The following is a 22,657-nucleotide window of genomic DNA, read 5'->3' as shown; positions in this document are numbered from 1 at the left end:
CGACTTACTTCTTGTCCTTGTCAGAACCAGAGTCGGCGTCCGAGTCAGACTTCTCGTCCTCGTCGTCGACGATCTCGGCGTCGACGACATCCTCATCGTCGTCCTCGGCCGGCGCCTCGGGCTGCTCGCCCGCGGCGGCCTCCGCCTGCGACGAGGCGTAGATGGCCTCGCCGAGCTTCGTCTGCGACTGGTTGAGCGTGTCGAACGCCGACTTCACGGCATCGTCGTCGTCACCGGCGAGCGCTGTCTTGAGAGCATCCACATCGTCCTGCACCTCGCTCTTGACGTCGTCGGGAAGGTTCTCCTCGTTCTCCTTGATGAGCTTCTCGATCGAGTAGGCGAGCTGCTCGGAGTTGTTGCGCACCTCGGCCTTCTCGCGACGCTCCTTGTCCTCGGCGGCGTGCTCCTCGGCCTCGCGCACCATGCGCTCGATGTCTTCCTTCTCGAGCGAGGAGCCGCCCGTGATGGTCATCGACTGCTCCTTGCCGGTGCCCTTGTCCTTCGCACTGACGTGCACGATGCCGTTGGCGTCGATGTCGAAGGTGACCTCGACCTGCGGGATGCCTCGGGGTGCGGGCGCGATGCCGGTGAGCTCGAACGTGCCGAGGTTCTTGTTGTCGCGCGTGAACTCGCGCTCGCCCTGGAACACCTGAATCGCCACGGACGGCTGGTTGTCGTCCGCCGTCGTGAAGGTCTCGCTGCGCTTGGTCGGAATCGCGGTGTTGCGCTCGATGAGCTTGGTCATGATGCCGCCCTTGGTCTCGATGCCGAGACTGAGGGGCGTGACGTCGATCAGCAGAACGTCCTTGCGCTCGCCCTTGAGGACGCCCGCCTGGAGGGCCGCGCCCACGGCGACGACCTCGTCAGGGTTGACGCCCTTGTTGGGCTCCTTGCCGCCGGTCATCTTCTTGACGAGCTCGTTGACGGCGGGCATGCGGGTCGAGCCGCCGACGAGAACGACGTGGGCGATGTCGTCGACCTTGACCCCGGCCTCCTTGATGACGTCCTCGAAGGGCTTCTTGGTGCGGTCGAGCAGGTCGCTCGTGAGCTCCTCGAACTTGGCGCGGCTGAGCGACTCGTCGAGGTTGGCCGGGCCGTTCTCGGTGAGCGAGAGGTAGGGCAACTGGATGTTGGTGCTCGACGAGCTCGAGAGCTCCTTCTTGGCCTGCTCCGCGGCCTCCTTGAGGCGCTGCTTCGCGATCTTGTCCTTCGTGACGTCGACGCCCGTCGAGTCCTTGAAGCGCTTGGCGAGGTAGTCGACGACACGTTCGTCCCAGTCGTCACCGCCGAGGCGGTTGTCGCCCGAGGTGGCCTTCACCTGGATGGTGCTGAAGTCGTCGTCCTTGCCCACCTCGAGCAGGCTCACGTCGAAGGTTCCGCCACCGAGGTCGAACACGAGGATGAGCTCGTCCTCCTTGCCCTTGTCGAGGCCGTAAGCGAGGGCAGCTGCGGTCGGCTCGTTGATGATACGGAGCACGTTGAGGCCCGCGATCTCGCCAGCCTCCTTCGTGGCCTGGCGCTCAGCGTCGTTGAAGTAGGCGGGCACGGTGATGACGGCGTCGGTGACGCTCTCGCCGAGGTACTGCTCGGCGTCGCGCTTGAGCTTGGCGAGGATGCGCGCGCTGATCTCCTGCGGCGTGTACTTCTTGTCGTCGATCGCCTGGGTCCAGTCGGTGCCCATGTGGCGCTTGACGCTCGCGATGGTGCGGTCGACGTTGGTGACGGCCTGGCGCTTGGCGGTCTCGCCGACGAGCACCTCGCCGTCCTTGGTGAAGGCCACGACGGAGGGCGTAGTGCGGAAGCCCTCCGCGTTGGCGATGACGGTGGGTTCTCCACCTTCGAGGACGGAGACGACGGAGTTCGTGGTTCCGAGGTCGATGCCGACGGCACGTGCCATGGTGGTGCTCCTTCTGGTGTGTGGGTGAAGCGCTGAAGTCGAGGGCGCGAAAGGTTGAGTCTCGCGATATCAAGTTTGAGAGACCGGATGCTCGGTGTCAAGTCGAGGGGCGAAAACTTGAGTTACCCTGGCTCAACTCTCAGGAATCTCGGCCCCCGTCTCGGGAATGTGCTCGCGATCGCTACCGGCTGTTCACCGGCTCGCAGTAGCGTGAGCGCATGACTGAGAAGCCTGGCGACAACGACGTCGACCCGAACTCCCACCCCGACCTGCCGGTCGTGCCAGAGATCCCCCGCATCGCCCACACCCGTGCCATCGGCACGGTAGGGCAGGGCTCGCTCTCCGAAGCGCCCGTGCCGAAGAAGATGGTGCGGGCGTGGGCCCTGTGGGACTGGGGTTCGGCGGCCTTCAATGCCGTCGTCACGACCTTCGTCTTCAGCACCTACCTCGCGAGCCAGTTGTTCATCGACCCGGCGATCGTGGAAGCCGCGGCCGGCAATGACAACGACCCGGCGCTTCAGGCCGCCCTTGCCGCCAACACGACCGTCATCTCCTGGGCGCTCACCATTGCGGGGGTTCTCATCGCCCTCCTCGCCCCCGTGCTCGGTCAGCGGTCCGACGGGTCGGGCAAGCGCAAGCTGTGGCTCGCCATCAACACGGGACTTGTGGTGCTCGCCATGGCCGCGATGTTCTTCGTCGAGCCCGTGCCCGCCTACATCTATCTCGGTGCAGCGCTACTCGCCGCCGGCAACCTCTTCTTCGAGTTCGCGAGCGTCAACTACAACGCGATGCTCGTGCAGGTCTCGACGCCGTCCACCGTCGGGCGGGTGTCGGGCTTCGGCTGGGGCATGGGTTACGTGGGCGGCATCGTCCTGCTCGTCGTGCTGCTCGTGCTCTTCATTCAGAACTTCGGAAGCGAGAGCGGCAACGGCCTCCTGAACCTCCCGTTCGGTGGCGACGGGGGCGCCCTCGATGTGCGCTTCGCGATTCTCGCGTCCGCCGTCTGGTTCGCGGTGTTCGCCATTCCCGTGCTGCGACGGGTTCCCGAGATCCCGGCGCGCGAACGCGAGAACCGCGTCTCGTTCTTCGGCAGCTACCGCCAACTCTGGGCGACCGTGCGCCGTCTCGTCCAGAAGAACCCGAACGTGCTGCTGTTCCTTCTCGCGAGCGCGATCTTCCGAGACGGACTCGCCGCCGTGTTCACGTTCGGCGCGATCATCGCCGCCGTCGTCTTCGGGTTCAGTTCCTCCGAAGTTCTGTACTTCGCCGTCGCCGCGAACGTCGGCGCGGGCATCGGAACCTTCATCGGCGGGTGGCTGGACGACCGGCTCGGCGCCAAGAACGTCATCATGGGCTCGCTCGTCGGTCTGATCCTCGCCGGCTCCGCGGTGCTCCTGATCGGCGACTCGAAAACCGGGTTCTGGATCGCGGGCCTGTTCCTCACCCTCTTCGTCGGGCCCGTCCAAGCTGCGAGCCGCTCATTCCTCGCGCGCATCACGCCCCCAGGCCGCGAGGGAGAGATCTTCGGCCTCTACGCCACGACCGGACGCGCCGTGAGCTTCCTCGCCCCCGGCCTGTTCAGCATCATCGTCGGCCTGACCGCCGACACGCGCTTCGGCATCGTCGGCATCGTGCTCGTGCTGCTCGCCGGCCTGCTGCTCATGATCCCCGTTAAGGCCAAGCAGGAGGTCATCGACTAAGGCGCACGCCGCGGCACGCCCGGGCCGTTCACCCGCCGCACTAGGTGCGGGCGAGCGCCTCGATGTCCTCCTCGAACTGGGTCGAGACGACGGAGGAGACCGTTGCGCGCGTCTTCGCGATCGCGTCGAGGTAGTCCTCCGTGGACGGCCCGAGCTTCTGCGCACCCCCCTCGCCGAACACCGACTGCTCGAGCGCCGCCTGAGCGGCCGAGCGTGCCGCGAACTCGATGTCGGCGGGCGAGTAGCCGTCAGTGCTCGCGACGATCTGCGCCACGTCCACGGCGCCCTGCACCGACTCGGGAATGTACCGCGACCAGATCGCCTCGCGCGCAGCGGCATCCGGCAGCCCGATCGGGATGACGTAGTCGAAGCGCCCGTGCCGCAGGAAAGCATCGTCGAGCGAGCGGATGAAGTTCGTCGCGCAGATGAGGAGCCGTCCGGGAGCATCCCGAAAGGCGGGGATGATCTTGAGCAGCTCGTTCGTGACGCCCTGCATGGCCGAGGGCGGCTCGCCGCCGCGCTGCGCCGCGATCTCCTCGACCTCGTCGATGAAGACGATGACATGATCGAGCTCCGCGATGTTGAGGAACGTCTCACGCAGCCCCCCGGCGAGACCCTGCGGGCTGTGCGCGAGACGCGAGGGGAATACCTCGACGAAGGGCCACTGCAGGCGCGACGCGACGGCCTTCGCGAAGGTCGTCTTGCCGGTGCCGGGAGGGCCGAAGAGCACGATCGAGCGCGGCGGCTCGACACCGAACTGCTCTGCGAGAGCCGGGTCGGCGAGCGGGAGGACGAGTCGCCTCTCGAGCAGCTCTTTCTCGGCGTGCATGCCCGCGATCGATCCCCACAGATCGCGAGGCAGGATGCGCCCGCCGAGGTCGCGCAGCACCGACAACTCGCGCTGCTTGACGGGAATCTCGCGCTCGAAGTAGCTCAAGTGCGCACGGTTCTCGAAGCCCGCCTTCGTCAGCGCCCCGAACTGCTGCTGCTGATCCGGCACGAGGATCGACAGCCGCGTAAGGCCCTGCGGTGCCATGCGCTGCTCGAGGGCTGCCAAGAGGGAGCCCGCGATGCCCGATCCGCGCGCAGGGGCCGTTACAGCGAGGAAGACGATCCACCCCTGGTCGTGGGCCGCCCGCGCGACGGCGACGCCGAGCACCTCCTCGCCGCGCACCGCGATGACCGCGTGGTCCTTCTCGCACGAGGCGAGCACCTCGGCGAGCGCGTAGACGGGCTCGACGCCCTCCTCGCGCACCTCGTCCCAGAGACGCAGGATCGCATCCATGTCGGCGGGCTGGTAGTCGCGAAGGCGCACGGCGGTCATGCTCCATCGTCGCAGGTGCACCTGGTCAACGGGGGCCTGCGGGCTGAGATTCTTCCTCCAGCATGACGACCCGGACGCATGGCAGAGTGAGGGCATGACGACGCCCTCCCCCACGACCGCGCAGAAGGCCGAGGCGCTCAGCGCCCTCCACGTGCCCGGCGACCCGCTCATCGTGACGAACGTGTGGGACGCCATGACCGCCCGCATCGTCGCCCGTACTCCGGGAGTGCGCGCTCTCGCGACGGCGAGCCACTCGGTCGCCTTCGCGCTCGGGGCGCCCGACGGCGAGGGCATGACCGTCGAGCAGGCCCTCGACGCTGCGCGGCGCATCACCGGCTCGACCGAGCTGCCCGTGAGCGTCGACTTTGAGCGCGGGTACGCGAGCGATGCCGCGGGCGTGCGGGACAACGTCGCGCGGCTCATCGACGCAGGTGCCGCCGGTCTCAACATCGAGGACTCTCTCGACGGCGCGACGAGCGACCGACGCCCCCTCGAGGACGCCGCCGCACGCGTCGCCGCGGCGCGAGCGGCCGCCGACACCGCGGGTGTGCCCCTCGCGATCAACGCGCGCACCGACACCCTCGCGGGCTCTCCCGACAACTGGGACGAGGCGATCGACCGCGCCAACGCCTACGTCGACGCGGGGGCGACGAGCATCTTCATGCTGGGCCTCAGCACCGAGAAGAAGGTCGCCGACGCCGTCGCCGCGGTGCGGGCACCGATCGCCGTCTTCGCCCACCCGGGCTACCTGTCGCTGCAGCGGCTCGCCGAGCTCGGCGTCGGCCGCGTCTCGTTCGGTCCGCAGTCCCTCGGCCTCACGCTGCACCACCTCGCGGCGGCCGCGGCGCAGCTCACCGCGCGCGGCGAGTACCCCGCCGAGCTCGCCTTCCGCTACGAGTTGTGAGGGCTGCCCGATGAGCGAAGGCGACGATCTCGACTCGGTCAGGCCCGGCTGGCAGCCCGACCCCGAGCGCGAGGGCTACGAGCGCTGGTTCGACGGCACCGCCTTCACGGGGCGCGCCCACCGCGAGCCCGACCCGTTCTCCGCGTTCAGCCCCGCCGTCGCGCGCTCGCTGCGGCCAGGTCCCAATCGGGATGCCCGGCTCGCGCGCCTCGGCATCGCCCTCACGATTCTCGGCTTCGTCGCGCAGCTGCTCGCCTCCTCCGGTCTCGTGAGCGTGCGCGGCCTCGACGACACAGCCCTCGTGCTGCTCGCCCTCGCTACCGCCGCGACCCTCGCCGCGCTCACCGCGGTGTTCGCGGCTCGCGGCCTGCACCACGCAGCACGCCTCGGCGGCAAGGGCATTGCGACTCTCGCGCTCGGCGTGAGCATCATCCTCGGGCTCGCCCCCGTGCTTCTGTTGGTCGCTATCGGCCTCGCCGGCGGCGCGGGGCTGCCCGGCTAGCAGACGGTGACGCGGCCAGCGGGCATCGCCGTGCTGAGTGGGCCTTCCAGGACTGCGGACTGTCGTGAATGCGCCTCACACAGTTCCGAAATTCTGGAAGGGGCTCGGGCTGCGTCATCTGGAACGTCGGTCAGCGCTGGCCCTTAGCGCACGCGCACGATCGCGGCCGACCAGGCCGGCAACGCGAGCTCGGCCCCGTCGGCGCCGTCGGTGTGCTCAAGGTGAGCATCCGGCGTCGTCGAGAGCAGGATGCGCGCCGACTGCTCGCCGGACGGATCAACCGCCTCGATCGCGAACGTCGCCGCCTCGCCGAAGGCGACGCACACGCTCACGAGACCCGCGTCCGCATCGTCTAGCCCGGCGCCGCGCTCCATGCTGAACCGACTCGGGGCCTCGGAGCGCGCGGGGCCGCTCGTCGCGGCACTCGTGTGGGCGAAGCGCGGGTCGGTGAGCTCGGGAGTCGCGCGGCGCAGCGCGATGAGTGCGCGGTGCAGGGCGAGCAGGCGTGCGTGCACGCCGTCGGCGAGCTCCTCCCACTGCAGGCGCGCGCTCACGAACGTCGCCGGGTCTTGGGGGTCGGGCACGACCGCCTCGTCCCAGCCCATCTTGATGAACTCGGCGAGCCGCCCCTCGGCTGTCGCGCGGCCGAGCTCGGGCTCGGGGTGCGAGGTGAAGAACGGCCACGGGCTCGAAGCGCCCCACTCCTCGCCCATGAAGAGCATCGGCGTGAAGGGGGTGGTGAGGTTCAGCACGGCCGTCACCGCGAGCTGATCCTCGCTGAGCGACTGCGAGAGACGATCGCCCGCGGCGCGATTGCCGATCTGGTCGTGATTCTGCGCGTACGTCACGAGCCGCCAGGTGGGTACCTCGCTCGGTACTGGATGCCCGTGCGCCCGCTCACGAAAGCTCGAGTAGCTGCCGTCGTGGAAGAAGCCCCATGCGCTCGTCTTCGACAGCGCTTCCTCGCTCGCGAAGTCGGCGTAGTAGCCGTTCGCCTCGCCGGTGACCGCCGTGTGGATCGCGTGGTGGTGGTCGTCGCTCCACTGCGCGTGCAGGCCGTATCCCCCGGCCTCGCGCGACAGGATGAGCCGGGGGTCGTTGAGGTCGCTCTCGGCGATGAGCGTGAGCGGGCGGCGCAGGTGCGCCGACCGCGCATCCGTCTCCTCCGCCATCGCCTGCAGGATGTGGTTCTCGGGATCGTCGACGAGCGCGTGCACGGCGTCGAGCCGCAGACCGTCCACGTGGAAGTCGTCGAACCACATCGCGAGGTTGTCGAGCACGTAGCGGCGCACCTCGGGATGGCCGACGTTAACCGAGTCACCCCACGTGTTGGCGCTCGCCTCGAGCAGGTACGGGCCGAAGCGCGGCAGGTAGTTGCCGCTCGGGCCGAGGTGGTTGTAGACGACGTCCTGCACGACGGCGAGACCGCGGGCGTGGCAGGCGTCGACGAAGCGCCGGTAGCCTTCCGGCCCGCCGTACAGTTCGTGCACCGCGTACCAGGCGACGCCGTCGTAGCCCCAGTTGTGCGTGCCATTGAACCCGTTGACCGGCAGCAGCTCGATCGTGTCGATGCCGAGGTCGACGAGGTGGTCGAGTCGCGCGATCGCCCCGTCGAATGTTCCTTCGGGGGAATACGTGCCGATGTGCAGCTCGTACAGCACGCTGCCGGCGAGCTGTCGGCCCGTCCACCCGGCGTCCGTCCAGTCGAACGCGGTCGGGTCGTCGAGGGCGCTGAGCCCGTGCACGCCATCGGGCAGGCGGCGGGAGCGCGGGTCGGGCAGCGGATGCTCGTCGCCGTCGTCCTCGTCAGAATCCAGCAGGAATCCGTAGCGGTCGCCGAGCTCGAGCGCCTCCGGAGCCACCCACCACTCGCCCTCGGTAGTCATCTCGACCCGCGACTCCTGGGAACCCCGCACGCGGTGCAGGGCGACCTGCGCGGCGAGGGGGGCCCAGACCCGGGCATCCGTCGTCATGACGTGCCGTCCTCGGCGAGCGCCTCCTCGACCAGGAGCGCCACGGGGTAGCGCTCGAGCACGCGCGCGAGCAGCAGCTCGCCACCGTCATATGCCGCACCGGTGATGAGATCGCGGTACGGGCGGTGGGGCAGAACGATCGCAGTGTCGCCCCAGCCGCCGAGCGAGGCGAGGCTCACGGGCAGCCGCGTGCCGATCGTCACCGCTCCCCCGCGGTCGAACGCGATCGCGTGGCGCTCCGCGGAACCCACGACGGGCAGGGGCGCGTAGCGCGTGAAGAGCTCCGGGCGGTCGCGACGTGCGCGCAGCGCCGTTGCGGTCACGAGCAGCTTCGCCGCCCCGGACTCGTCGATGGGCGGCAGCTCGCCCGCTTCGATGCGCTCGAGCAGCTCGCGCCGCACCGCGTAGTCGACGGGGCGACGATTGTCGGGGTCGACGAGGCTCGTCTCCCACAGCTCGCTGCCCTGGTACACGTCGGGCACGCCCGGCGCCGTGAGCTGCACGAGCTTCGCGGTGAGCGAGTTCGACCAGCCGGCCGGCGCGATCGTCGCGACGAAGGCCTCGATGAGGGTCGAGACGTCGCGGTCGTCGAAGGCCGTGTCGACGGCGGCGTGCAGGCGCGCCTCGAACTGCTCATCCGGGTCAGCCCAGCCCGTCGACGTGCCCGCCTCGCGGGAGGCCTTCTCGGCGTAGGCGTGCGCTCGCTCGCGGCTCAGCGGCCAGGCGCCGATGAGCGACTCCCACAGGATGTTCTCGAAGACCCCGTCGCCCACGGCGACGCGCTCGCGCAGCTCGCCGAGCAGCGACTCCCAGCGTTCCGGGTCCTCCGCGATGACGTGTATGCGCGCGCGGGTGTCCTCCCCGCGCTTCGTGTCGTGCGTCGAGAGCGTCGTGAGCGAGGCCGGGAAGGCCGCCTGGCGCACGGCCTGCCGGCGGTGGAACTCGTCGAGCGTGATCGAGAACTCGCCGGGGTCGGCTCCTACCTCGGTGAGCGAGGCGAGGCGCGAGTACCGGTAGAAAGCGGTGTCCTCCACGCCCTTGGCCATGACCATGCCGCTCGTCTGCTGGAAGCGGATCGCCGCCGCCTGACCAGGGTCGGAGAGCACGGGCTCGAGGGCGCGCAGCGCCGGCTCAAGCTCGGGTCGAGCATCCCGTGCCGCCTCGAAAGCCTCCTGCAGGTGCTCGTGACCGGCCGGCAGGTACGAGCGGTAGACGGGGAAGGCCGCGAGCAGCTCGGCGAGCGCATCGGCGGCGTTCTCGATCGGCTCCGGCAGCTCGCGCTCAAGGCGCAGCACCTCACTGCGCAGGATCGTGTCGGCGATGCGGCGCTTCGTGCGGCGGATGAGAGCGTGCCAATCGAGGCGCCGCGGGGCAGCCGCGGTGTCCTCGGCGCGCAGCCCGGCGTCGAGGTCGCTCAGCGGGAGGCGCCCCGCGGGGTCGACGAGCACGCGGTCGATCGTCGCGAGAGCGTCATAGCCGGTCGTGCCGACGGTCTGCCAGAACGCGGGAAGCGGCTCCTCGCCCTCGAGGATCTTCTCGACCCACACGGGCGCACCCTGGGCGACCTCGGCGAGGCGGTCGAGGTAGCGCCCCGGGTCGGCGAGGCCGTCCGGGTGATCGACGCGGATGCCCTGCACGAGCCCCTCGCGCACCCAGCGCACGATCTCGGCGTGGGACTCGTCGAACACCCAGGGCTCCTCGACGCGGATCGCGGCGAGAGTGTTGACGGCGAAGAAGCGGCGATAGTTGAGCTCGGCGTCGGCGCGCTGCCAGTGCATGAGCTCGTAGTGCTGGTGCGCGAGCACCTCGGCGATCGTCTCCGTCGCCGTGAGGTCGGTGCCGGGGCGGGGCAGGCTGCCCTCGGCGAGCGGGTACTCGGTCTCGTAGACGCGCACGGCGGGCCCGCCGACGGCGTGCGGCAGGAGCGTGACCTGCCCGGCCTCGATCGCGGTCGGCAGGTCGTCGCCGAGCACGGGGAGGCGCACGCGGCCGCCGCCGAACTCCCAATCCACGTCGAAGGCCTCGGCGTACCGGGAGTCGCGCCCATCGCGCAGCAGCTGCCACCACCACGAGTTCTGACGAGGGTCGGCGACGCCGACGTGGTTCGGCACGATGTCGACGAGCACGCCCAGATCGTGGTCGCGCGCCGATCCGATCGCGTGCGTGAGACCGACGAGGCCGCCGCGCTCCTCGTCGACGTGGCCGTGGTCCACGACGTCGTAGCCGTGCGTGGACCCGCGCGTCGCCTGCAGGAGCGGCGAGAGGTAGAGCCAGTCGGCGCCGAGACGGCTCACGTAGTCGGCGAGCCCCGCGACGTCGTCGAGCGGAAACTCGGCCGACACCTGCAGGCGGTACGTGGAGCGGGGCAGCTCGCTCACGGCGTCACCACGGGGGAGGCGACGGGGTCGAGCTGCGCGGGCGGCGAGAGCGACGCGGCGACGGAGTCGTCGAGCGTCGGCTCGGTGACGACCCACTCGCGCAGGACGACCATGCTGATCGCCTCGAGGGTCATCGTGCCGCCCGCGTCGAGCACAGGCTCCCCCTCGATGCCGCTCGTGTCGACGAGGCGCTCCCAGCGCTGGCCGTACTCGCTCGAGGGCAGCGTGACCGAGACCGGCTCGGTGTGAGCCGAGAAGTAGACGAGGAACGAGCGGTCGACGATGGGCTCGCCCCGAGCATCCCGACCCTGGATGCCGTGGCCGTTGAGGTAGACGCCAATGGAGCGACCGAAGCCCGACTCCCAGTCCTCCGGCTCCATGGCCGAGCCGTCCGGCTGGAACCACGCGACGTCGGGCACGGGGTCGCCTTCGTCGCGCCGCACCGGACGGCCGTCGAAGAAGCGGGTGCGACGGAACGTGGGATGCTCGCGCCGCAGTCGCACGAGGGAGCCGACGAATTCGAGCAGGGCGCCGTCGGCGTGCTCCCAGTCGATCCACGAGAGCTCGCTGTCGTGCGCGTACACGTTGTTGTTGCCCTGCTGCGTGCGGCCGAGCTCGTCGCCGTGGGCGATCATCGGCACGCCCTGGCTGAGCAGGAGGGTCGCGAGGAAGTTGCGCACCTGGCGCGCACGGAGCGCCTGGATGACCGGATTGTCGGTCGGTCCCTCCTCGCCGAGGTTGTAGGAGCGGTTGTGGCTCTCGCCGTCCTGGTTGTTCTCGCCGTTCGCCTCGTTGTGCTTCTCGTTGTAGGAGACGAGGTCGCGCAGCGTGAAGCCGTCGTGCGCGGTCACGAAGTTGATGCTCGCGACGGGGCGACGGCCGGAGGACTCGTAGAGGTCGGCCGAGCCCGTGAGCCGGCTCGCGAACTCGCCGAGCGTCTCGCCCTCGCCGCGCCAGAAGTCGCGCACGGTGTCGCGGTACTTGCCGTTCCACTCCGTCCACTGCGGGGGGAAGTTGCCGACCTGGTAGCCGCCTGGGCCGATATCCCAGGGCTCGGCGATGAGCTTCACCTGCGACACGACCGGGTCTTGATGCACGAGGTCGAAGAAGGTCGAGAGGCGGTCGACGTCGTAGAACTCGCGCGCGAGCGCGGCGGCGAGGTCGAAGCGGAACCCGTCGACGTGCATCTCGGTGACCCAGTAGCGCAACGAGTCCATGATGAGCTGCAGCGAGTGCGGGTGGCGCACGTTGAGACTGTTGCCGGTGCCCGTGTAGTCGCGGTAGTACTGCGGCTCCTCCTCCATGAGGCGGTAGTACGCCGCGTTGTCGATGCCCTTGAACGAGAGCAGGGGGCCCATGTGGTTGCCCTCGGCCGTGTGGTTGTAGACGACGTCGAGGATGACCTCGATGCCCGCGGCGTGCAGCTCGCGCACCATGCTCTTGAACTCCTGCACCTGCTGGCCGCGGTCGCCACTCGAGGAGTAGGCGTTGTGCGGCGCGAGGAAGCCGATGGTGTTGTAGCCCCAGTAGTTGCGCAGGCCCTGGTCGACCAGGTGCTTGTCGTGCACGAACTGGTGTGTGGGCATGAGCTCGAGCGCGGTGACCCCGAGCTTGCGCAGGTGCTCGATGATCGCGGGGTGCGCGATGGCCGCGTAGGTGCCGCGAATCTCCTCAGGAATGTCGGGGTGCGTCATCGTGAGGCCCTTCACGTGGGCCTCGTAGATGACGCTCGAGCTGTAGGCGGTGCGCGGCGCGCGGTCGCCCTGCCAGTCGAAGTAGGGGTTGATGACGACGCCGAGCATGGCGTGCGGCGCCGAGTCGAGGTCGTTCTTCTTGTCTGGCTTGCCGAACCGGTACGGGAAGAGCGATTCATCCCAGTCGATCTCGCCGCTCACGGCCTTCGCGTAGGGGTCGAGCAGCAGCTTCTTCGGGTTGGCCCGCTGCCCGGTCGAGGGGTCGTGCGTGCCGTGGACGCGGTAGCCGTACAGCTGACCAGGCTGCACCTGCGGCAGGTACGCGTGCCAGACGTGGGCGTCGACCTCGATGAGGTCGATCTGCGTCTCGACCCGATCGTCGTCGAAGAGGCACAGGACGACGCGGTCGGCCGCCTCGCTGAACAGGGCGAAGTTCGTGCCGTTGCCGTCGAACGTCGCGCCGAGCGGATACGCGGAACCTGGCCAGGTCTGCATGCGGATACCCCACTTCTGTAGTCCTCCAGAGTAGGCGCTCGCCCTCGGGCCATCCTCCGAACGGGGTCTAGGCGGTCGTGAGCGTCCAGCCGATCATCAGCATCGTGACGATCGCCCCCGCCACGAAGTTGAGCAGCAGGAACCTCTTCCAGCCCCGGTTCGCGTCCTCCGCCGTCTCATCGGTCACCCGCCACCATTGCGCCGTGCTCACGACGTAGGGCACGGCGGCGATCGCCGCGAGCGGGCCGGGCCACTCGGTGCCGAGCAGCAGGAGGCCGGAGGCGAGGTAGACGACGACCGCGAGGCGCGTCGTGGCGCGTGCGCCGATGATGGTCGCGATCGACGAGAGCCCTCCCTCGCGATCGGCGAGCACGTCCTGCACCGCTCCGAAGGCGTGGCTCGCGATGCCCCACAGGAAGAACGAGCCGAGGATGAGCCAGAGGGCGGGCGTGAAGACGGCGTCGGCGAGCACGAGGCCGTAGACGGCGGGGCTCACGAAGTGAGTGCTCGAGGTGAGCGAGTCGAGGAAGGGCCTCTCCTTGAAGCGCAGGCCCTTCATCGAGTACGCGATGACCGCGAACACGCTGATCGCGAGCACGAGCCACGAGAGCGGATCGCCGACGATCACGAGGTAGACGAGGAACGGCACGTTTGTGACGAGGGCCGCCACGAGCGTCGTGCGATGGATGCTCGGGTCGAGCAGCGCGCCCTCCACGCCTCCCTTGCGCGGGTTGCGGAGGTCGCTCTCGTAGTCGAAGACGTCGTTGATGCCGTACATCGCGAGGTTGTAGGGAATGAGGAAGTAGAGGGTGCCCACGATGAGCGTGAGGTCGATCTCGCGAGCGGTGAGCAGGTAGGCGGCCGCGAAGGGGAACGCCGTATTGATCCAGCTGAGCGGGCGCGAGCTCAGCGTCAACTGCGCGAGAGTGCTCATGAGCGCCCACCCCTCTCCTGGGTGCCGCTGTCGGCAGTGCGGGTCGCGCTTCCCCTTCGCAGAAGGAGCTCCCACACGGCCGGCAGAAGCACGAGAGCTGCGACGGTGTAGGCGAAGTCCTCGATCGGCGCGACGCCGATGCACACGCCACTGATGAGGGCGTCGTCGTAGGCGACGAGGCCCGTGCCGATGATGACGTTGTCGAAGACCGCGGTGAGGATGAGCAGGAGAATCGCGGCGAGGCCCACCGCACGCCAGTGGGGGGCGCGTCGCACCACGACGGCGACGACCGCCACGAGCGCGACGAGGCCGAGGAACACGATGTTGAGGAGCGTGTAGGTCACGAGCCGACCTCCGCCGCGCGCGCACGGCGCCACCGCCCGGCGAGCAGATCCTTCGCCGCCGTATAGGCGTTCATCGTGTTGTAGCTCAACAGGGTCAGGAAGAAGACCTCCTCGAGCGGCAGCTCGGGGCCCACGAGCATCCCCGTCATGAAGTCCGTCTGCCCGCGGAAGAAGATGCCGAGGGCGATGCCCGCGACGTCCCAGATCAGGAAGAAGACCACCCCGAGCGGCAGCACGATCGCCGCTCGCCGCCAGTCCCGCCAGAAGAAGAGGCGAAACCGTCGGTCGAGGAGCACCATGCCCGTGAGGGCGATGGCGAGCGCGCCGAGGTAGGCGAAGCCGATCACGCCGCCGACGGCTCCTCGGCCCGCGGGCCGGTCGACTCGAGGGGCTCGGGCAGCGGACCCGTCGAGGTGTCGCCGCGCAGGCGCTTGACGATGAGCTCGGCGCTGATGAGGCACATCGGCAGTCCGATGCCGGGCATCGTCGAGCCGCCCGCGAAGTACAGGCCGCGCACCTTCTTCGAGACGTTGCCGGCCCGGAAGAACGCGCTCTGCTTCAGGATGTGCGCCGGCCCCAGCGCGGTGCCGCGCCACGCGCCCAGATCTTCGTGGAAGTTGCCCGGGCCGTAGGTGCGGCGCACGACGACGCGATCGGCGAGGTCGGGAATGTGCGCCCACGCGGCGATCTGCTCGATGATGCGGTCGGCGTAGGCCTCGAGGGGCGTGTCGCCGTCGCCATCGACGTCGCCGCGCCCGAACGAGAGATCGGCGGGCGCCGGCACGAGCACGAAGACGTTCTCGTGCCCCTCCGGAGCGACCGAGGGGTCGACGCCGCTCGGCTTGCAGATGTAGAGCGAGGCCGGATCGGGCAGGGTCGGCGTCGGCCCGAAGATGGCCTCGAAGTTCTCGCGCCAGTCGGCCGTGAACAGGAGCGTGTGGTGCTCGAGCTGCGGCAGCTCGCCCTTGACGCCCAGGTACAGCAGCAGGGCGCTCGGGCCCGCCGTCGCCTTGTCCCAGTACGACTGCGGGTAGGTCTGCAGCTCCTCGGGCAGGAGAGTCGTCTCGGTGTGGTGCAGGTCGGCGGCCGAGACGACGATGTCGGCCTCGATGACCTCCCCCGGTTCATCTCCGCGACCGGCGAGCTCGACGCCGCGCACCTGCTTCGACGTCTCGTCCACGACGATCCGCACCACCGGCGACGAGGTGCGGATGGTGACGCCCTGGTCGCGCGTGACGGCGGCGATGCGGTCGATGAGCCGGGTGAAGCCGCCCATCGGGTAGAGCACGCCGTCGGCGAGGTCGAGGTGGCTCATGAGGTGGTACATGCTCGGGGTGAGGAAGGGCGAGGAGCCGAGGAAGACGGCCGGGTACCCGAGGAGCTGCCGCAGGCGGAGGTCGCCGAACCGTTTGGCGACGTAGGCGTCGAGGCTCTGCAGCAGCATGCGCACGAGCTTCGCGCTGCGCTTGAGCACGTCGCGCGTCATGAGCGGGCCGAAGGAGGCGAAGCTCGTGTAGAGAAACGACTTCTTGGCCATCTCGTAGGTGTCTCGCGCCGACTCGAGGTACGTCTCGAGCGCGCGACCGGCACCGGGCTCGATCGACTCGAAGAGCGCGATGTTCTCCTCGCGCGACGCCGCGACGTCCACGGCGCCGTCGAACCCCTGCGTGATGACGCGGTAGCCGGGGTCGAGCTGGATGAGCTCGAGCTGCTCGGCGGAGGACGTGCCGCACAGGCGGAAGAAGTGGTCGAAGACCTCGGGCATGAGGTACCAGCTGGGCCCCGTGTCGAAGCGGAACCCGTCGACCTCCCACGAGCCCGCGCGGCCGCCGAGGGCGTCGCGCTGCTCCACGAGCGTCACCTCGTGGCCGTCCCGCGCGAGCAGGGCGGCGGTCGAGAGGCCCGCGATGCCCCCTCCGATGACGACGGCGCGGCTCACGCGGTCACCTCCGCGGGCACGGCGGTGCGGCGCGGTTGCGGGATGCGCCCCGCGAGCACTGCGAGAGCAATACGCGCCTTCACCGGGTCCGGCACGCGCACGCGCGCCTGCACGAGCTGCGAGGCGGGCGTTGTGCGCAGTCTACGGGAGAGCTCGAAGAAGAGTCCCTGCGCGAGCGCGACGGCCTTGCGGCTGCTGGCCGGCAGCTCGGGGATGACGGCGGCGGAGACGCTCAGGTCGTGGTCGATGTCGTCGAGCAAGCGGTGCTTCTCCTCTTCCGTGAACGAGTCCACCCTGATGCCGGGAAAGTAGCTGCGCCCGAGAGTCTCGAAGTCTGCGGCGAGATCGCGGAGGAAGTTGACCTTCTGGAACGCTGCGCCGAGGGCGCGCGCACCGCGCACCATGCGATCATTCTGCGCCTCGTCGGTGGGCGCATCCTGAAGGAACGCGCGCAGGCACATGAGGCCCACCACCTCCGCCGAGCCGTAGACGTAGGTGTCGAAGCTCGCGGCATCGTGCTCGGTATCGGTGAGATCCATGCGCATCGAGTGGAAGAACGGGCGCGTGAGCTCGGTGCCGAAGCCGACCTCGCGCGCCGTGCGCGCGAAGGCGTGCACGATGAGGTTCGCACTGTAGCCGTGCTGCATCGCCTGCTCGGTATCGGCCTCGAGCTCGTCGAGATACCGTCCCGCGGCGGCGGTGTCGAGCCCGGCATCCGTCACCCCGCCGTCGACGATCTCGTCGGCGACGCGCACGAGCGCGTAGACGTTCTCGACGTGCTGGCGCACACGCGGGGCGAGCAGTCGCGAGGCGAGGCCGAACGAGGTCGAGTAGCGGCGGATGACGACGCCGGCGGTCTCCTCGGCGACACGGTCGTACAGGTTCAGGCGGCTCATCGCATCCGTTCCAGCACCGTGGCGGCCACGGGGTGCAGTTCCGCTCTCAGAGCCTCGGGCATGTGCGGTTCGGCGAGCAGGTCGAGGGCGCGTTGCGCGCACCCGCGCACGAGGTCGTCGGCGAAGGTTCGAGCGCCGCACTCCTCGAGCATGTCGCGCGCGGTCTGCGCCTCCGCCTCCGTGAGGTCGTGCTTGCCGATGAGGTGCCGCAGCTCCTCCCACTGCGGGGTCGCGCGCGCGAAGCTGATGAGCACCGTGCGCTTTCCCTCGCGCAGGTCGCCGATCGTCGTCTTGCCGGTGAACGACTCCTCGCCGAATACGCCGAGCACATCGTCGACGATCTGGTAGGCGATGCCGATCTCTCGACCGAAGTCGCCGAGCGTCGCCACGATCTGCTCGCTCGCTCCGGCCAGGATCGCGCCGGCCTGCAGCGGCGCCTCGAACGAGTACACGGCCGTCTTGAGCCGCTCCATCTGCAGGATGTCCTCGACGACGGGCGTGTGCGGGTCGATCGAGAAGTCGACGTCGATGAGCTCGCCCGCCGCGCTCGCGAACATGGCCTCGTCGAGCACCTCGAGCAGGCGGTCGCGCATCGCCGCGGCCACACCGCTGCGCTCCATGAGTCGGTAGCTGTTGAAGAGGGCGAGGTCGCCGGCGATGACCGCGGCCGACACGCCCCGGTGCTCGGCGATCTCGACGCTCGCGCCCCGGTCGACGGCGTGGTCGCGGTAGGTGCCGGAGATGTTCGGGATGCCCCGCCTCACGAAATCCCGATCGATCACGTCGTCGTGCACGATGAGCGCCGTGTGCAGCAGCTCGAAGGAGGCGCCCACGTAGGCGGCCGCTTCGAGGTCGGTGCCACCGAGCCCGCTGTACGCGGCCATGACCATGCGGGGGCGGAACCGCTTGCCGCCCTGGGTGTTGCGCTCGAGCAGACCCCAGAGGTGCTGGTAGTGCTCGCCCAGGGGCTCAGCGCGCTTCTTGGCTAGGCTGAAGAAGCGCTCCAGCACAGCGTCGACCACAGCGCCTCGCTCTTCCGCGATGGTGACCGGGTCGCTCCTCTTCACCCGAGCAGACTACAGCCGCACATGACCGATATTCCTGAAACCGTCGTGCTCGTCGCCGACGACGGCACTCCCGTCGGAACCGCGCCGAAGGCGACCGTCCACAGCACCGAGACGCCGCTACACCTCGCGTTCTCGTGCCACGTGTTCGACGACCGGGGCCGGGTGCTCGTCACGCGTCGAGCGCTCGCCAAGAAGACCTGGCCGGGCGTGTGGACGAACGCCTTCTGCGGCCACCCCGCCCCCGAGGAGCCGATGGAGGACGCGCTCGTGCGCCGCGCCGAGCGCGAGCTCGGCCTGACGCTGACCGACGTGCGGGTGAGCCTGCCCGACTTCCGCTACCGGGCCGTCGACGCCTCGGGCGTCGTCGAGAACGAGATCTGCCCCGTGTTCACGGCGCGCGCGGTGGGGGAGCCCTCGCCCGCCGCCGACGAGGTCGCGGAGTGGGCGTGGGTCGAGCCCGAGCAGCTGCGCTCCGCCGTCGCCTCGACGCCCTTCGCGTTCAGCCCGTGGCTGGGCTGGCAGCTCGCGGCGTGGGAAGGCTCCTACTCGGCGCCCTCCTGAGCCTCGGCACGAGCATCCTGACCCGTTTCTGACGGTGTCCGCATCGCGGTCGTGGCGACGTGCACCGAGACCGCCCGTTCTCGCGGAATGCGCAGGATGACCGTCGTGCCCGTGAGGCCGTCCGATTCGATGTCGATCGTGCCGCCGATGCGGGTCTCGACGAGGCCCTTGACGATCGGCAGTCCGAGGCCCGTGCCGGGTACCTCGCGGTGCCGCTCGGTCTGCACGCGGTAGAAGCGCTCCCAGACGTGCGGCAGGTCGGCGGCCGGGATGCCCGGGCCCTCGTCGACGACGCGAATCTCCACGGTCTCGTCCCCCTCGTCGATCACGTCCAGGCGCACGGTGCCGCCGTCGGGGCTGAACTTGACCGCGTTCGAGAGCAGGTTCGCGCACACGCGCGCGATGTCTTGGGTCACGCCCACGATCATGACGGGATGCTCGGGCACCGTGAGAGCGATCTGAACCTGCCGCGCGGGGCTCAGCCCCGAGGCGTCCTCGGCGCAGTGCCGCACGACTTCGAGAACGTCGAGCTGCGCGGCGGCGCGGGGGGCCGCACCGACGGAGCTGAGCTTGCTGAGCTCGAGCACGTCTTGGATGACGTCGGCGAGGCGACGGGCGTTGCGCGCGATGATCGTCGACGCCTGCTGGTCCCGCTCCTGCAGCAGTGATTCCTCGAGCTGCTCCGCGAAGCCGAGGATGCTCGTCACGGGCGTGCGCAGCTCGTGGCTCACCGAGGCGATGAAGTCGTCCTTCTGCTCGTTGAGGCGTCGAAGGTCGTCGGCAACGGCGAGAGCCAGCTGCTCGCGCGCGTCGCGCGCGGTTACGTCGGTGAAGACGAGGGTCACGACCGGCTGGCCTCCGGCCTCCGCATAGAAGGCGATGTCGACATCGAAGCGGCGATCGCCGCGCGTGATCTCTAGGCGCCCGGGATCCCTCGCCCGTATCCTCTCGTCGAGCTCGCTCACCCCGAACACAACGCGGTCCCGCTGCATCCAGATGCCCGCTGTACCCCACGACCCCGGCATCTCGTTGCGCCCGATCGCCTCGAGCGCAGTGGCGTTGACGCCCACGACGCGCAAGTGCTCGCCGTCGAGCACCTCGGCGACGAGGATGCCCGTCTCAGAGCTGATGATGCCCCCGCGCAGAAGAGCCTCGCGGGCGCCGAGCTGGGTGACGACGTTCGCCCACTCGTTGCGCGCGGCGGAGACATAGAGAACGCCGACGGCGTAGACGATCAGGAACGCCTGAATCAGCTCGACAGTCGTGCGCGCTCCATCGTCGGCGTAGACCGCGAACGGGCCGCCTCCCGCGGCGGTGAGGATCGTGGTCGCGGCCGCGGTCGCGATGAGCTCCACCGCCACGACGACGGTCGGCAGTCGGAACGCCGCCCAGAGCAGGGCGATGAAGGGCAGGAACGCGAGCGGCAGCACGTTCCCTGGCCAGAAGGTGTAGCCGACGAGCAGAACGACGGCCGCGATCTGCAGCACGCCCTCCACCGGGCTCACTCGTCGATTGAGCCGCGAGCTCACGAGGGCGACCGGAGTCACCACGAGAAGAGCCGAGGCGTGCGAGCTCAGCAGTCCGAGGGCGGTGAACAGGAAGTCTCGATCGAGAAGCGCCCATGCCGTGGCGCCCGCCAGGATGCCGATCGCCGCGGCCCCGACGAGCGTGGCGGCGAGCAGCCGCGTGACGTCGCGCAAGCCGTCGAGCCGCGCAACGGGATTCCCCCGAGTGAGCACCCACGCCACCAGCCACGCCTCGATGGCATTGGCGAGGCCGAAGAGTACGGCGACGAGAAGCTCGCGCCCGCCGATCACGTTTCCCACCGCGGTGACCGCGGCGATCGCGAGGGCGACCGCGACGCGGTTGCCGCGCGAGGCGAGCACCGCGACCGCGCTCACGCCGGCCGCGGGCCACCACGCGGCGATCGCGGCATCCACGGGGCTCAGCAGCACCGAGGCGACGCTCACGAGCCCGGCGAAGAGGACGAGTGCGATGATGCCGATGCGCCGCACAATGGTGTCGGCGAGGTACAGGCGCCCGACGAGACCTCCCTGTCCCACTGGCGCACCTCCCCGCGTATCGCCGCACCCGCGCGGACGTTACATGAGAGGATACGGAATAACTCGGGAGGGGAGGGATACGATGTCGACGATTCTCATCGTGGAAGACGAGCCCGACGTGCTCCTCCTGCTCGAGAACCGTGTGCGGGGTGCCGGTCACGAGGTGCTCAGCGCGATCGACGGCGAGCAGGGTCTCGAGCTCGCCGCGACTCAGAAGCCCGACCTCATCATCCTCGACTGGATGATGCCCAAGCGTGACGGCATCGAGGTGTGCGAAGAGCTGCGACGGCACGACCCCGACCACCGACTCAAGGTGCTCATGCTCACCGCGCGGTCGCAGCGCAGCGACGTCGACCGGGCGTTCGAGGCGGGCGCGGACGACTACATCGTGAAGCCGTTCAGCTCGCGCGAGCTCATCGAGCGCATCGGCGCACTGCTCTCGCCCGCGACCGACTGAGCGGGTGCTGCGCCGCGCTGCCCCCGGGCGTCGCTAGTGCTGCGCGTCGAGTTCGGTGCGGTGGAAGTTCTGGAACGAGCGCGAGGCGGTCGGGCCGCGCTGCCCCTGATACCGGTTGAGATAGCCGCCCGTGCCGTACGGGTTCTCGGCGGGGGAGCTGAGGCGGAAGAAGCACAGCTGCCCGATCTTCATGCCCGGCCAGAGCTTGATGGGCAGCGTGGCGACGTTGCTGAGCTCTAGCGTCACGTGGCCGCTGAAGCCGGGGTCGATGAAGCCCGCCGTGGAGTGGGTGAGCAAGCCCAGTCGACCGAGCGAGCTCTTGCCCTCCAGTCGCGCGGCGACGTCGTCGGGCAGCGTCACGAGCTCGTAGGTCGAGCCGAGCACGAACTCACCAGGGTGCAGAATGAACGGCTCACCCGGCTTCGCCTCCACTAAGCGCGTCAGTTCGGGCTGCTCTTCCGCGGGGTCGATGAACGGGTACTTGTGGTTGTCGAACAGCCGGAAGAGACCGTCGATGCGCACGTCGACGCTCGACGGCTGCACCATCGACAGGTCTAGCGGATCGAGCCCGATGCGCCCGGAGTCGAGTTCGGCGCGGATATCTCGGTCGCTCAGTAGCATGGCGTCAGCCTATCGAGCGGGATGCCCGGCGCGGGTTGCGCGGAGCATCCTCGCCCCCACCCGTCCCGAAAGGTTCCCGCCCGTGACGACCGTCGCTCTCATCATCCTCCTCGTGCTCCTCGGCGCGCTCGCCGTGTTCCAGCTCGCGCTCGCCGCCGGCGCGCCCCTCGGGCGCTACGCCTGGGGCGGCCAGCACGATGGCGCGCTGCCCGCGCGCCTGCGGATCGGGAGCGCCGTGTCGATCGTCATCTACGCGCTCATCGCCGTCGTCGCCCTCGAGCGGGCGGGCGTCATCGACCTCATCCCGGGCGAGGTCGTCGAGACCGTCGCCATGTGGGTCATCGCCGTGTACTTCGCGCTCGGCATCGTCATGAACGGCATCTCGCGCAGCAAGCCGGAGCGGTACACGATGACGCCGGTCGTGATCGTGCTCACGGCTGCGAGCGTCATCCTCGCGCTCTCGTAGCCGACGCGCATGCGTCTCGGCACGATTCGCTAGACTGCTCGCGCGACCTGGTGCCCGAGACGGGCACCAGCGCTGGCGTCGCGGCGAAGGCCAGAAATGGCCTTCGCTTCAAGCTCCAGCGCGGGGATGTAGTTCAATGGTAGAACTTCAGCTTCCCAAGCTGATGTCGGTTCCGCCCATCGTCTCTGTCACTCCCGAATTGGTGCGGTCTGACCAGGCCTTTTCTTGTTCTTCGTGCCTCTTGCCGGAGAAGGTCCATTCGTGCGTGCCTCAGTGTGCCTCGCCGTCGGTTCGATGACGAGTACAAGTAGGTGTGTTGATTCGTCGAGCTTCTCCGTATCAAGCAGTACGCGCAACAACTCGCGCGATGATGGCTCATCCCAATCGGGGGTGTAGGAGTTGGGGTCTGAAGCCGCCGGTCTCGAGCAGGCTTCGGGCGATG

At 69.2% G+C, this 22,657-nt stretch carries 19 protein-coding genes and 1 tRNA gene; 7 read left to right on the top strand and 13 right to left on the bottom strand.

Features of this window, described 5'->3' with window-relative positions:
• Positions 1–4: 4 nt before the first annotated feature.
• Positions 5–1,897 (bottom strand): molecular chaperone DnaK, encoded by a 1,893-nt coding sequence (gene dnaK / locus FK219_RS11700; protein ID WP_152584098.1) that lies wholly within the window; start codon positions 1,895–1,897, stop codon positions 5–7.
• Between the two features lie 218 nt (positions 1,898–2,115).
• Between dnaK and FK219_RS11695 the strand changes: the two genes are divergently transcribed.
• Positions 2,116–3,597: an MFS transporter gene (locus FK219_RS11695; RefSeq protein ID WP_152584097.1), complete on the top strand. Its 1,482-nt coding sequence runs from the start codon at positions 2,116–2,118 to the stop codon at positions 3,595–3,597.
• Positions 3,598–3,637: 40 nt separating this feature from the next.
• On the opposite strand, the gene FK219_RS11690 is transcribed toward FK219_RS11695, so the two are convergent.
• Positions 3,638–4,921, bottom strand: a complete 1,284-nt coding sequence (locus FK219_RS11690; protein WP_152584096.1) for an ATP-binding protein — start codon at positions 4,919–4,921, stop codon at positions 3,638–3,640.
• Positions 4,922–5,015: 94 nt separating this feature from the next.
• Here FK219_RS11690 and FK219_RS11685 point away from each other — a divergent pair, with 94 nt between their 5' ends.
• Together FK219_RS11685 and FK219_RS11680 are read left to right on the top strand one after the other, a co-directional pair.
• A complete protein-coding gene (locus FK219_RS11685) occupies positions 5,016–5,825 on the top strand; it encodes an isocitrate lyase/PEP mutase family protein (RefSeq protein ID WP_152584095.1) in 810 nt (269 codons plus the stop codon).
• 10 nt (positions 5,826–5,835) lie between these two features.
• Positions 5,836–6,327 carry a DUF2510 domain-containing protein gene (locus FK219_RS11680; protein ID WP_152584094.1) on the top strand — a complete coding sequence of 164 codons (492 nt, stop codon included), beginning with the start codon at positions 5,836–5,838 and terminating at the stop codon, positions 6,325–6,327.
• Between the two features lie 143 nt (positions 6,328–6,470).
• Here the strand turns inward: FK219_RS11680 and treZ are convergent, their stop codons facing one another.
• The 9 genes from treZ to FK219_RS11635 form a co-directional block, all read right to left on the bottom strand.
• On the bottom strand, positions 6,471–8,300 hold the full coding sequence (gene treZ / locus FK219_RS11675; protein WP_152584093.1) for a malto-oligosyltrehalose trehalohydrolase: 1,830 nt from the start codon (positions 8,298–8,300) through the stop codon (positions 6,471–6,473).
• Positions 8,297–10,678: a malto-oligosyltrehalose synthase gene (gene treY / locus FK219_RS11670; RefSeq protein ID WP_328821690.1), complete on the bottom strand. Its 2,382-nt coding sequence runs from the start codon at positions 10,676–10,678 to the stop codon at positions 8,297–8,299. The genes treZ and treY overlap by 4 nt, the downstream gene beginning before the upstream one ends.
• On the bottom strand, positions 10,675–12,867 hold the full coding sequence (gene glgX, locus FK219_RS11665; RefSeq protein ID WP_152584092.1) for a glycogen debranching protein GlgX: 2,193 nt from the start codon (positions 12,865–12,867) through the stop codon (positions 10,675–10,677). Before glgX ends, treY begins: the two co-directional genes overlap by 4 nt.
• A gap of 67 nt (positions 12,868–12,934) precedes the next feature.
• Positions 12,935–13,801, bottom strand: coding sequence for a prenyltransferase (locus FK219_RS11660; protein ID WP_152584091.1), 867 nt, complete (start codon positions 13,799–13,801; stop codon positions 12,935–12,937).
• On the bottom strand, positions 13,798–14,145 hold the full coding sequence (locus tag FK219_RS11655) for a lycopene cyclase domain-containing protein (protein ID WP_152584090.1): 348 nt from the start codon (positions 14,143–14,145) through the stop codon (positions 13,798–13,800). The genes FK219_RS11660 and FK219_RS11655 overlap by 4 nt, the downstream gene beginning before the upstream one ends.
• Positions 14,142–14,489: a lycopene cyclase domain-containing protein gene (locus FK219_RS11650; RefSeq protein ID WP_152584106.1), complete on the bottom strand. Its 348-nt coding sequence runs from the start codon at positions 14,487–14,489 to the stop codon at positions 14,142–14,144. Before FK219_RS11650 ends, FK219_RS11655 begins: the two co-directional genes overlap by 4 nt.
• Entirely contained in the window at positions 14,489–16,084 is a 1,596-nt protein-coding gene (gene crtI, locus FK219_RS13830; protein ID WP_165638131.1) for a phytoene desaturase family protein, read from the bottom strand. Before crtI ends, FK219_RS11650 begins: the two co-directional genes overlap by 1 nt.
• Complete coding sequence (locus FK219_RS13825) at positions 16,081–16,980, bottom strand: phytoene/squalene synthase family protein (RefSeq protein ID WP_165638130.1); 900 nt, start codon at positions 16,978–16,980, stop codon at positions 16,081–16,083. Before FK219_RS13825 ends, crtI begins: the two co-directional genes overlap by 4 nt.
• On the bottom strand, positions 16,977–18,047 hold the full coding sequence (locus FK219_RS11635; RefSeq protein WP_328821689.1) for a polyprenyl synthetase family protein: 1,071 nt from the start codon (positions 18,045–18,047) through the stop codon (positions 16,977–16,979). The genes FK219_RS13825 and FK219_RS11635 overlap by 4 nt, the downstream gene beginning before the upstream one ends.
• Positions 18,048–18,068: 21 nt before the next feature.
• Between FK219_RS11635 and idi the strand changes: the two genes are divergently transcribed.
• Positions 18,069–18,608, top strand: a complete 540-nt coding sequence (idi, locus tag FK219_RS11630) for an isopentenyl-diphosphate Delta-isomerase (RefSeq protein WP_152584089.1) — start codon at positions 18,069–18,071, stop codon at positions 18,606–18,608.
• Here idi and FK219_RS11625 read toward each other — a convergent pair.
• On the bottom strand, positions 18,590–20,671 hold the full coding sequence (locus tag FK219_RS11625; RefSeq protein WP_152584088.1) for an ATP-binding protein: 2,082 nt from the start codon (positions 20,669–20,671) through the stop codon (positions 18,590–18,592). The two genes, idi and FK219_RS11625, sit on opposite strands and share 19 nt — an antisense overlap.
• A gap of 82 nt (positions 20,672–20,753) precedes the next feature.
• On the opposite strand from FK219_RS11625, the gene FK219_RS11620 reads away from it, so the two are divergent.
• On the top strand, positions 20,754–21,128 hold the full coding sequence (locus FK219_RS11620) for a response regulator transcription factor (RefSeq protein ID WP_152584087.1): 375 nt from the start codon (positions 20,754–20,756) through the stop codon (positions 21,126–21,128).
• A 33-nt stretch (positions 21,129–21,161) separates the two neighbouring features.
• Here the strand turns inward: FK219_RS11620 and dcd are convergent, their stop codons facing one another.
• The gene (dcd, locus tag FK219_RS11615; RefSeq protein ID WP_152584086.1) at positions 21,162–21,749 is read right to left on the bottom strand and encodes a dCTP deaminase; all 588 of its coding nucleotides are present in this window, start codon (positions 21,747–21,749) and stop codon (positions 21,162–21,164) included.
• 82 nt (positions 21,750–21,831) lie between these two features.
• Between dcd and FK219_RS11610 the strand changes: the two genes are divergently transcribed.
• Together FK219_RS11610 and FK219_RS11605 are read left to right on the top strand one after the other, a co-directional pair.
• A complete protein-coding gene (locus FK219_RS11610) occupies positions 21,832–22,215 on the top strand; it encodes a hypothetical protein (protein ID WP_152584085.1) in 384 nt (127 codons plus the stop codon).
• Between the two features lie 122 nt (positions 22,216–22,337).
• Positions 22,338–22,400, top strand: a tRNA-Gly gene (locus FK219_RS11605).
• The last annotated feature ends 257 nt before the right edge of the window (positions 22,401–22,657 follow it).

Origin of the sequence: Microcella pacifica (genome assembly GCF_009371975.2) — a bacterium.
Taxonomy (GTDB): domain Bacteria; phylum Actinomycetota; class Actinomycetes; order Actinomycetales; family Microbacteriaceae; genus Microcella; species Microcella pacifica.
Note: the sequence above shows the minus strand (reverse complement) of the source record. Positions and strands in the feature narration are given on the sequence as shown.